At 44.7% G+C, this 10,574-nt stretch carries 9 protein-coding genes; 7 read left to right on the plus strand and 2 right to left on the minus strand.

All coding sequences use genetic code 11. The features are described 5' to 3' along the window. Nucleotides 1-28 precede the first annotated feature (28 nt). From ABLT31_RS27315 to ABLT31_RS27325, 3 genes are all read left to right on the plus strand, one after another. Entirely contained in the window at nucleotides 29-1,807 is a 1,779-nt protein-coding gene (locus tag ABLT31_RS27315) for a LytS/YhcK type 5TM receptor domain-containing protein (protein ID WP_367757815.1), read from the plus strand. Further along, a complete protein-coding gene (locus ABLT31_RS27320) occupies nucleotides 1,779-2,516 on the plus strand; it encodes a LytR/AlgR family response regulator transcription factor (protein WP_367757818.1) in 738 nt (245 codons plus the stop codon). The genes ABLT31_RS27315 and ABLT31_RS27320 overlap by 29 nt, the downstream gene beginning before the upstream one ends. 137 nt (nucleotides 2,517-2,653) lie before the next feature. Continuing rightward, nucleotides 2,654-4,105, plus strand: coding sequence for a carbon starvation CstA family protein (locus tag ABLT31_RS27325; RefSeq protein WP_367757822.1), 1,452 nt, complete (start codon nucleotides 2,654-2,656; stop codon nucleotides 4,103-4,105). A 129-nt stretch (nucleotides 4,106-4,234) separates the two neighbouring features. Here the strand turns inward: ABLT31_RS27325 and ABLT31_RS27330 are convergent, their stop codons facing one another. Further along, nucleotides 4,235-5,800, minus strand: coding sequence for a recombinase family protein (locus ABLT31_RS27330; RefSeq protein WP_367757825.1), 1,566 nt, complete (start codon nucleotides 5,798-5,800; stop codon nucleotides 4,235-4,237). Between the two features lie 178 nt (nucleotides 5,801-5,978). Here ABLT31_RS27330 and ABLT31_RS27335 point away from each other — a divergent pair, with 178 nt between their 5' ends. Then, nucleotides 5,979-6,212: a hypothetical protein gene (locus tag ABLT31_RS27335; RefSeq protein ID WP_367757828.1), complete on the plus strand. Its 234-nt coding sequence runs from the start codon at nucleotides 5,979-5,981 to the stop codon at nucleotides 6,210-6,212. A 119-nt stretch (nucleotides 6,213-6,331) separates the two neighbouring features. Continuing rightward, nucleotides 6,332-6,718 carry a helix-turn-helix transcriptional regulator gene (locus tag ABLT31_RS27340; protein ID WP_367757831.1) on the plus strand — a complete coding sequence of 129 codons (387 nt, stop codon included), beginning with the start codon at nucleotides 6,332-6,334 and terminating at the stop codon, nucleotides 6,716-6,718. Nucleotides 6,719-7,162: 444 nt separating this feature from the next. Here the strand turns inward: ABLT31_RS27340 and ABLT31_RS27345 are convergent, their stop codons facing one another. Then, a complete protein-coding gene (locus ABLT31_RS27345) occupies nucleotides 7,163-8,338 on the minus strand; it encodes a hypothetical protein (RefSeq protein WP_367757834.1) in 1,176 nt (391 codons plus the stop codon). 195 nt (nucleotides 8,339-8,533) lie between these two features. Between ABLT31_RS27345 and ABLT31_RS27350 the strand changes: the two genes are divergently transcribed. Beyond that, nucleotides 8,534-9,310, plus strand: coding sequence for a BMQ_0737 family morphogenetic spore coat protein (locus ABLT31_RS27350; protein ID WP_367757836.1), 777 nt, complete (start codon nucleotides 8,534-8,536; stop codon nucleotides 9,308-9,310). Between the two features lie 175 nt (nucleotides 9,311-9,485). Beyond that, nucleotides 9,486-10,574: hypothetical protein (locus tag ABLT31_RS27355; RefSeq protein WP_367757838.1), on the plus strand; the 1,089-nt coding region annotated here is incomplete at its 3' end.

Below are 10,574 nucleotides of genomic sequence, written 5' to 3' on the forward strand. Positions count from 1 at the left end.
AGGAGTTTTTGCAGAAAGGAGTGGGGGCGTGTTTGAATTATTGCTGATCATGCTGGAGCGGCTAGGCATCATTGTGACGGTTGCTTTTATCATGACCCGGTTTGCTTTTATCCGCAAGATGATTCATTTCCATGCCATTACGAGGATCCAGCTGGTGTTGGTGACTTTGATGTTTGGTGTATTTGGCATGATCGGGACGTATACGGGGGTTAATTTCAGTACAAGCTCCCTTCAGTATATTCATTGGACTTACAATTTGTCGGAACAGGAAGCGCTGGCCAACTCCCGCGTGATTGGCATTGTGATTGGAGGATTGCTGGGCGGTTGGCGCGTGGGACTGGGAGCCGGGCTGATCGCTGGCATTCACCGCTTCTCCCTCGGCGGATTTACGGGATTTGCCTGCGGCATATCGGCTGTGTTTGCGGGATTACTTGCCGGATGGGTTCATCATCGCATGGTGAAAAACGGCCAGCTTAAGCTGGGGATTGGATTCGCCACGGGGATGCTGGCCGAAGCCATCCAGATGTTGGTGATTTTGCTCGTGGCCAAACCGTTTTCAGCCGCATTCGTCTTGGTGGAGCATATCGGCGTGCCGATGATCCTGGCCAATGGGGTCGGTACCGCCTTGTTTATTATGATTATCCAGAATGTCATGAGGGAAGAGGAGCGGATTGGAGCGGCTCAAGCCCAAAAGGCTCTTCGGTTAGCGGAGCTCACGATTGCCCACATGCGCAAAGGGCTGAAGCCAGGGCCAGCGAAGGCAACTTGCGAAATCCTCTATGGTTCGGTAGGCGCATCCGCTGTGGCGATTACCGATCGGGAACGCATCCTGGCCCATGTGGGGATGGCAGCAGACCACCACCAAGCGGACTCGAAGATCCTGACAGCGGCTACTCATCGCACATTGCGGGAGGGAGCTTTGGTTGTGGCGTCCCAGGAAGAAATCCGGTGCCATCATCCGGGATGCCCGTTGGGGGCGGCCGTGATTGCCCCGTTAAAGCAAAAGGGGGAAACGATTGGAACGCTGAAGTTTTATTTTCGATATCCCAAGGACATCTCACATCTGGTGTTAGAGCTCATTAAAGGGATTTCTTCCTTGCTCAGTTATCAGCTGGAGATTTCCGAAGGGGAGCGCCATCATCGGCTGGCGCGGGAGGCTGAGATTAAGGCCCTTCAAGCCCAGGTTAGCCCGCACTTCCTTTTTAATGCCATCAATACGATTGTATCCCTTATTCGGACTGATCCGGGAAAAGCGCGGAAGCTTCTCGTTTCCCTTTCGCACTTTTTCCGCCAGAACTTGACGGGGACGACATTAACCTGGGGGACGCTGGAGACCGAGCTGGCCCAAATCCGCTCGTATCTAGCCATTGAGGAAGCGCGGTTTGTCGACAAGCTCCAGGTCCGCTACGAGGTGGATGAAGCGGTTCTCCATGTCCAGCTGCCTCCGCTTACTCTACAGCCGATTGTGGAGAATGCCATCAAGCATGGCATTGGGGATATGGAAAAAGGGTGTCAAATCCGGATACGCATCGAGGATCATGGGGAAAACGTATGGATCGGCATCGAGGATAATGGCGCAGGGATGGAAAGCGAACGGCAGAGCCAGCTGTTTGCCCAGCCTCTTGAGTCGAAAAGCGGAACGGGGATGGGATTATATAATGTCAACCGCCGTCTGGAGATGATGTTGGGGCCTGAAGCGGGACTTCGGGTGAAAAGCGAGCCAGGGAGCGGGACTTTGATTTATTTTGAAATCGCCAAACAAAGAGAGGTGACGGAAGGTGAGCATACGAGTCTTGATCGTGGATGATGAAAGGTACAGCAGGGAAGAGCTTCAATTTTTGCTGCAGCAGCATGCGGATATTGAAGTAGTCGGTATGGCCGAATCGGGAGAAAGCGGCTTGCGCCTCACGATGGAAAAACAGCCCGACGTTCTTTTTCTGGATATCGAAATGCCTAAGATGTCAGGCATGGACTTGGTGAAGGTGATTGGGCAAATGAAGAAAGTTCCCCTGATTGTCTTTGCGACAGCCTTTCCGGATTTTGCTGTCCAAGCGTTTCGTTATCGGGTGCTGGATTACTTGCTTAAGCCCTTCGATGAGGATCAGATTGCTGAAACCGTCGAACGAATCCGTCAATCGCTGCGCCCGGCCCCTGTAGAGGAAGCGGAAACCGAAGCTGTCTCCTCTTCAGGGAAACTCGCCATTGAAACGGAAAATGAAATTTACTTCCTTGATCCGAAAGAGATCCTCTATATCTCAAGAGAAGAACGCCATACCGTAGTATGGACGGCGGAGAAGGGGTACGAAACCAAGACGGCGATGAAGGATCTGGAGCAGCGGCTGCAAGAATTTTCTTTTTTTCGCATCCATAAAAGCTTTCTTGCGAATCTGGCGCGAGTCAAAAAGCTGACTCCCTGGTTCAACGGCGCCTATCAGCTGGAACTGGAGGGCTGCAAGCCCTTGCTTCCGGTCAGCCGCAATTATGTCAAAGCCTTACGCGAACGCCTGGAATTATGACATGTTGTCCTTGCTTGGCAACATGTCATTGGCGGATAACGACATGTTGAGCACGATTTCCTCCGTTGGTTTCCGTTTCTCAGTATAATGAAAGCAATGAAAGCGGAACCAAACAAAAGAGAGGAGCGTGCAGAAAGATGATTACTTTCGTTAGCGGAATCATTTTACTGATTATTGGATATTTTGTATACGGAAAGTTCGTGGAAAAGGTCTTTGGCATTCAATCCGCCCGTCTTACCCCTGCATTTACGAAGCAGGATGGAGTGGATTACCTGCCGATGGATGTCCATCGCAATTCCTTGATACAGTTGTTGAATATTGCCGGCGTTGGGCCGATCTTTGGGCCGATTATGGGAGCGCTTTACGGACCGGTAGCCTTCCTGTGGATTGTATTCGGTTGCATTTTGGCTGGTGCGGTTCATGATTACTTGACCGGGATGATTTCCATTCGCAATCATGGGGCCCATCTTCCGGAGTTAGCCGGGAAGTTTTTGGGGAAAACGATGAAGCACGTCGTTAATGCTTTTGCGATTTTGCTGCTCATTCTGGTAGGGACAGTATTCGTAACTTCGCCTGCAGGCTTGCTGTTTAACATGACGTCCACCTGGGCCAGCATGGGGGTCATTATCGGATGTATTTTCGTGTACTATATTTTAGCTACGCTTCTGCCAATTGATAAAATCATCGGACGGCTATATCCGTTCTTCGGAGCACTTCTCTTAATCAGTGCGGTTGGTATCGGTGGAAAATTAATTATCTCCGGAGCTCCGATTCCGGAATTGAATCTGAGCAATCTTCATCCAGATCAAGCTCCTATTTTCCCGCTATTATTCTTGACGATCTCTTGCGGAGCCTTGTCCGGATTCCATGCGACCCAGTCGCCGATCATTTCCCGCACGACCCAAAATGAGCGCCAAGGAAGAAGGATCTTCTATGGCATGATGATTGCGGAAGGAATTATCGCCATGATTTGGGCGGCTGCTGCGATGAGCTTGTTTGGTGATGGAAATGGGTTGAATGAAGTATTGAAAGCTGGAGGACCAGCTTTAGTCGTGAGTGAAGTGGCAACAAAGATGTTAGGGGCCATCGGCGGTACCCTGGCTGTCTTAGGGGTTATCGTTCTGCCGATTACATCTGGCGACACCGCGTTCCGCAGTGCCCGAATGATTATTGCTGACTACTTTAACTTTGCACAAAAGAAAATGAGCAGTCGTTTGTGGATTGCTATCCCATTGTTCGTGATTTCCTTTGCCTTGACCAAGATTGACTTTAACCTATTATGGCGTTATTTCTCTTGGGCGAACCAATCTACAGCGGTTATTGGATTATGGGTCGGAGCGATGTACCTCTACATTGCCCGCAAAAATCACTGGATCGCCACCATTCCAGCCATCTTTATGACCATGGCAGTGATTACCTACATCCTGAATGCTAAGATCGGCTTCAATCTTTCCATGACGGTTTCTTATATTGGAGCGGTAATAGGAACAACTGTTGTTACTTTTGCCTTCTTTAGATTCGGTGCCAAGCAACGAGAAGACAAGGTGGCCATTGATGACGAGCCTCAATTTGAAGATCGGGTCGCTTAGGCAATTCTGATTAGTTAAAGGAAATGGAGGAAAGCCTTCGGGATTATACACCGTAAGGCTTTCTTGCCATTCGCCTGTTACCGATAGCTGTGTCAAACGGCTGGACAATTGACACAATTAACTAAAGATTCAACCAAATGCATTCAAATCGAACACGATGTCTAACTCGAATTCTGATTCCTTTCCTGCTGTTCGTCTGGTAATGTGCAGTTCTATGCTTTTAAAAACGTAGTGCAGAAGCTCGTTTTGAAAATGTGGCTCCAATGACTCATACGTATCCAAAATACTCGCTATGCTCTTCTTAAACGCAGATGGATTAATAGTTAGAAAATCATTTGTCTTTTCATGTTTTAGCGCTTCGGTTTCCCTAAGCGTTTTTTCTAATTCCTGAATTTGTTCTACATACTGTTTGTTTTTTGTTTCATATACGAATTGATCAATTGATTTTTTTTCTGCATATTCCTCATACAGGGTAAGACGATGCTGCCTTATTTTCTCCATTCTTCGTTCCAATTGAATAATCAAATCTTGAACTTGGTTCGTTTCTTCTTGGTGGTGGGCGTGATAGTCCAGTCGTTCCGCTAAAAACTCTGGATCCAGATCTATATATGCTTCGAGTATGTCCGTTAATTTCCGCAATACCCTATCATACTTGATGGACCCCTTGCAGCAGTGAAGAATGTTGAAGGAATAACTGGTTTTTACACTATCCGATTTCCGGGTGTAATAGCTTTTGGTATGCTTTTTATACATCACCCTTCCGCAGGCACCACACTTGATGAGTTTTGAAAGCGGGTGGACTCTCCTGTGCGTATCGGTAAGGTAGCTGACTTTATTGTCTTGCAGCCTCTCTTGGACTCTATTAAACCTTTCTTCACTAACCAATGGTTCATTTGATTCCACAATCGTCCACTGTTCTTTCGGCTGGAACTTCACTTTTCCGCCTCTCATCTTTCGTTTGCCGAATACCTGCAATCCTATGTTTCTTTCATTTGACAAAATTCGTTTTACGGATGCTTTGGCCCATTTTACCCCTTTAGGGGATGGAATTTTTCTCCGGTTCAATTCATCAGCGATCTTTTGGAACCCATACCGCCCTTCAAGATACAAATCATACATCAAGTTGATGATTTCCTTTTGTTCTTCATCCGGAATAAGTGTTTTTGTTTTTTGATCTACTTTCCATCCGTATGGTATGGGCCCCCCAATATAAAAACCCCGCTCTGCTGCCTGTTGTCTTCCCGAGGTCAAGCGTTTCTTGATCGCCTGAAATTCCTCATGATAAAAAAAGAATTCAAAGCGGAGCATCTGCAGGTCGCTTTCGTTTTTGGGATCATAAACGCGTGCAGGCGTTATGATTAATATTTCGTAATCCTCGATTATTTTATATAAAATACCTGCGTCTTGCTGGCTTCCGCGGGACAGGCGCGATATATCTTTAACAATAATAGCGTCGTATTTTTCTCTTTTTATCCCTTCAATGATTCGTTGCATCTCCCTGCGTTTTTCCAGACTTGATCCTGATGCGATTTCTTCAAAAGTATGGTAAGGAAAGCAGGCCCCGGATAAAAACTTTTTCATGGCCATTCGCTGGGCTTCCAATGTATTTTCGCCAGTGCGTGCTTCAAGTTTAACATCCTGTCTTGATCGCCTGAGATACAAAGCAGCAAATTTCACTTTTTGGGTTAAATGCATTTGCCTCATCCTTTTTTCACTAGTTAATTGGATTATATACAGATAAACTGGTGAAAAGAATTTGAGGCAATTGGAATTCCTATGAAAATAGGATTATTTTTTATGTCTTAAAATACTATCTTTATCATACATAATATAAAGCGGGTGTACTTGTATCTCATGGAAAGGAGTGACAACATTGATTTACAACTGGAGTTCATTCCAACACATACTGAATGAGTGGTTTGAAGCCCATAAAGACATATCATTCGTGTGGATTCCATCGAAATATCAAGGCGATAAAATCATTTTCACTGTCAATGCACACAGGCTAATGGATGGGACGGAAATGGAAGTTGGGAAAGTCCGTTTGAATGTCAGCAAAATGCATGTTAAAGAGTCCTTGGAAGGAACGAAAATCACCTTTAATTAAGTATTAGGCAGATTGACCTTCCTTTAGTTTTTCGATCTCTTCTGCTTCTTTTCTAACTTTTTCTGCTTCCTCTTGATCGATAAAATACATTTTACAATTCTCCTTTAGGTGAGATGATGATGATTAAGGAAATTAAAGTAGTGTTAAGCAAAGAGGAATATCAAGCTTTAGAAGAAATGGCAGTGATTATTAATTACTTGACAAGAGAATATGAGCATGGCATAGATGTACACATTCTTGCTCGGCGAGCAGTAACAGAATATATTCGGATCCATCGAGTCAAAAGTCTCTCAAAAAAATATTCAGAGAGCCCCATAAAAAACAGGCTGGAAGAATTGCTGCGCAAGCGGCAAATCAAAAAAGGGGATTTTGCGAAAGAGATTGGAGTCACTTCTGCTACTTTATCCAATATCTTAAGAGAAAAGACGGAACCTACTCTCGACGTTGCCATGCGCATTGCAGATCGATTGGGATTGAACGTCATGGATATTTTTTATCGACAATAACCATGTTCTGGCATGGTTATTGTTACTGTTTAAGAAAGTTTAAGTTCACTTAAGCGCTGAAGTGTACAAACTTTCTTAAACGCATAAAAAGCTTCCTCTAAAGGTGGTCTGGCTACCCTGATATGCTTCAATGAAGCATTTTTTATTTTTGCAGTCCATGTCGTTTTTATGCATGTTAATTGGACATGCAAAAAATTTTGAATTTTTATCGCATAACAAAAAGAAATGGGGAGAAGCAAAAGGGGATTTCAATTCCATTTTAAACGAAAAGGATTTTATTATAATGCATTTGAAAACAGTTTTATATCAATGATCGGATTCATAAGCTTGATAAAGCGAAATCCAGCTTTTGTATTTCGCTTTATAGACAGTTGAAAGGGTTGTACATCACAATATCGAAGAGAGGGGCAAATCAGAAATGACCGCCCCTGCAATTGTTTATAGTCAAAAAGAGAATGCAATCCGGTTTTGGGCAGGAAATCGCAGATTATGTTCCTGGAAGTAAACAAAAGCTTCTAATTTAACCGTTTGACTTGGCTCTTGCCTGAGAATGGTTAACTGAAAATTGAGGGATTCGCTTCCCTGGGGAGGGATTTGCATCGATTGTATCGGTGAAATCCAAAACTCTCCCTTATCGAGCCCCTTTTCAAGCCAATCTTCCTCCATATATCTCCATCCTTTTGATCCGCCGGTACTTTGAACGCTCATCCTTTCAACCATATTCGGGGGAACCATCTGTCCTTGCAGCTTCATCCCAGCGGCGGGTGTGGCACGCAAACAAAGTACCGGATTGGAGAGAACTTCATTCCCTGTATTCTTGACGGTAAACTTTCCTATGACCATAAATGGCCGATCTTCCTTCATAGTCGCATGAACGGTGTAGTCAAAAAAGGATTCTGCCTGCAGCAGTTGAACAGAGGGTTTATTATGCGGTTGCTCGATTCGCTCGACTTGCTTTTTTTCTTTTTGCACCAGATGAAGGCTATCGGTTTTGAATAGATTTAGTATGCTATAAGGTAAAAAGGAGAGGGGGGAAATCCTTAGATCTTTTTGGAAATAACCCAGAATGCCCTCTGTAAGAGCAATCCCCATTCCTTCCATATAAGAGGACTTCTGATGCTCCCCTTGTATCGGAAATTTGCATTCGATTCTAATAAAATGCTTGGGGAAAACCGATTCAAGGTCATTTTGAGCCTTGCAGTCTATTTTTGAATGATGTAATCCCTTGATTAAACAATGGATAAGATGATCATCTTCCGGATGATGCCGAAGGGTAAGATAAGGCTTATCAAAAGCTCCAACCGAAATGTCCAGCTGAATATACAAATCTCCCGCATAAGGAGGATTTGGTTTCTCATGAAGCTTTAGCAGCTCTACTCCTGAATCGGAAAGGAACAGTTTCAGCTCTGAAAACAGGTCAAATGGATTTTCATCTTCCGGCATCCTTTGGACAAAGAAAATTCGTTTCCCCGCTAAAGCTGGAATCAGATGAACCGCTCTCGCTTTATCATCCCATAGGGTTTGCAATCCTATTTCTTCACAATATAGGCGAAATGCCGGCAATGAGGGGTATGGGATGCTGCTTAAGGCTTGATTCCTGAAATAAATGTTGACATGCACTCGACTCACTCCTTTATGCCTGCAAAGTTCGTATTAGTTTATGTGGGCGGGACATAAAAGTGAACGTGGAAGAAATTATTTTATAGGCAGCAGCCCATTTTTGATCAGATAGGCATTTGCATTAGTCAAGAAGACTTCCCTCTCCATAGGATGTAGAGGTAACTTAATCAAACCAATGAAAGGAAGGATTCTTTAATGAAAGACATTAAACCGATCCAGGGTGCTCAAATATTACCTACGCCAACACCCGAGGCTTTACAGCCTGAGTGCATCCGTGTGCAAAAAGTTTACGACTGGGTTTACCTGACGAATCGCTACCAAAACAAGATCCAACTCTCCGAGGCTTGCAGACCAATTATTGAAGAAAGATTAGCTCTCGGACATCGGCTGACAGCAAGATGTTCCACGAATCCTGATAATTTTCTTCCTGTCTTTCCTTTGCTCCCCAAGCCTCAGCCTACGCCGACTCCAATCGTTTGTCCCGGTGCCCGCTGTGATTTCGACGTTGATGCAGCCACCGTGGTCAGATGTACGGCTCCTGATGGAAGCATCGTCACTCTCAATGCCATTCCATTCCTGTTCACTGTTTGCGTACGGGTGGACTTAATCGATGAAAATGCTGGCAATGAAGTAATATGCAGCGAAAATGTCTTTGTTCAGTTCGATGAGGAAGTGGCATTATGCTGGCAGAGAGGATTGAATATCCAATGCCGCATTTTGGATGTCCTCTGCAATGCATCTTTCCGGCAAATGGGTGCAGGTGCCTTTATGGAACCAGGCATTTTCCTTACCGTAAATGTCTGTAAGGAAATTCAAGTCGAAGCTGAAGTGAAACTGGAGGTCTTGGCCAGATTCTGTCAGCCTCGCGGTCCAGTGGAGTGCGATGTTACTCCGATTGAAGATGTCTGCCCGGTCCTTCCGTCGAACCTCTTCCCTGCCCAATGTCCTGCCATTTTCCCAGGCACCAGATAATCCAAATAAAGAGAATATCACCGCTAGCTGTTGGGAAAAACTCAACAGCTTTTTATTTAAACTAAAGGTATATATATGTACATGTCCATTTGACAATACTGCCTAAGTTTTTAGCACCATTCCGTCTGTTTTTTTATATGGATAGGATAAGAGATAATTTGGGAGGATTGACAAAATGGCGGAAAAGAAAGGGAATCTTCACAGATCCCCCGAAGACAAGATCAAACTCCTTAAGCGAAAGGTTGAACAATACAAGGAAAAGGAGATAGAGTATACCCAGGCCCTAGAACATAAGAATGAAACGATCGCGCGGCAGCAGGAAAATGAATCCAAACTTAAGAAAGAATTCGAAAAAGTCAATAAGAAATTATCGGATTATTTAGAACTAGAAGTAAAGCTCCAAGTATCATTGTCACAGTTAAACCAAGCAGTTGCGAACTGTCGGAAGAAGGAATCTAATTTAATTAAGGAAATAGCTGAAAAAAATAAGCTGCTTAAGGATTTTGAAGAGAGGGAAGCAGAGTATCGGGAAACTTTGAGTAAAAAGGAAGAAGCGATAGTAAACCTGAGGAAGAAGGAATCGCAGTCCCAAGAAATCTCGGTTCAGCTTCAGGAGAAAAATTACAGCTTACAGAGGGCTTTAGTCCACAGGGAGGAGGAAAATTCGAGTCTCCAGCAGCGGATCCAGAAATTTCAACAGACGTTGTCTGAAAAGAAAGAAGCGCTGACAAGCTTAGGGGCCCAGGAACTGGAATTAAAAAAAGTTTTGGCTCAGCAGCAAGAAGAAATTACACATAACCGGGAAGTTTTAATTCAGCGGGAAGAGGAAATCTCAAGTCTTAAAGAACGAATTCAGGAGTTCCAGCAGGTATTGGCGGAAAAGGAAGAAGCGATAGCGACCCTGAAGGTAAATGCGTCGGAATCCCAGGCAGCTTTAGACGTGAAAACAGAGGAAATCTCGAGTCTTGAAGAACGAATTCAGGAGTTCCGGCAGGTTTTGAAGGAAAAGGAAGAAGCAATGGCAACCCTCGAGGTTAAGGCTTCGGTATCCCAGACAGCTTTAGACGTGAAAGCAGAGGAAATCTCGAGTCTTCAAAAGCGGATCCAGGAGTTCCAGCAAGCATTGCTGGAAAAGGAAGAAGCGATAGCAGCTCTAAAGGCAAATGCGTCGGAATCCCAGTTAGCTTTAGACGTGAAAATGGAGGAAAACTCGAGTCTTCAAAAGCGGATCCAGGAGTTCCAGCAAGCATTGCTGGAAAAGGAA

It is taken from the genome of Ammoniphilus soli (assembly GCF_040813775.1).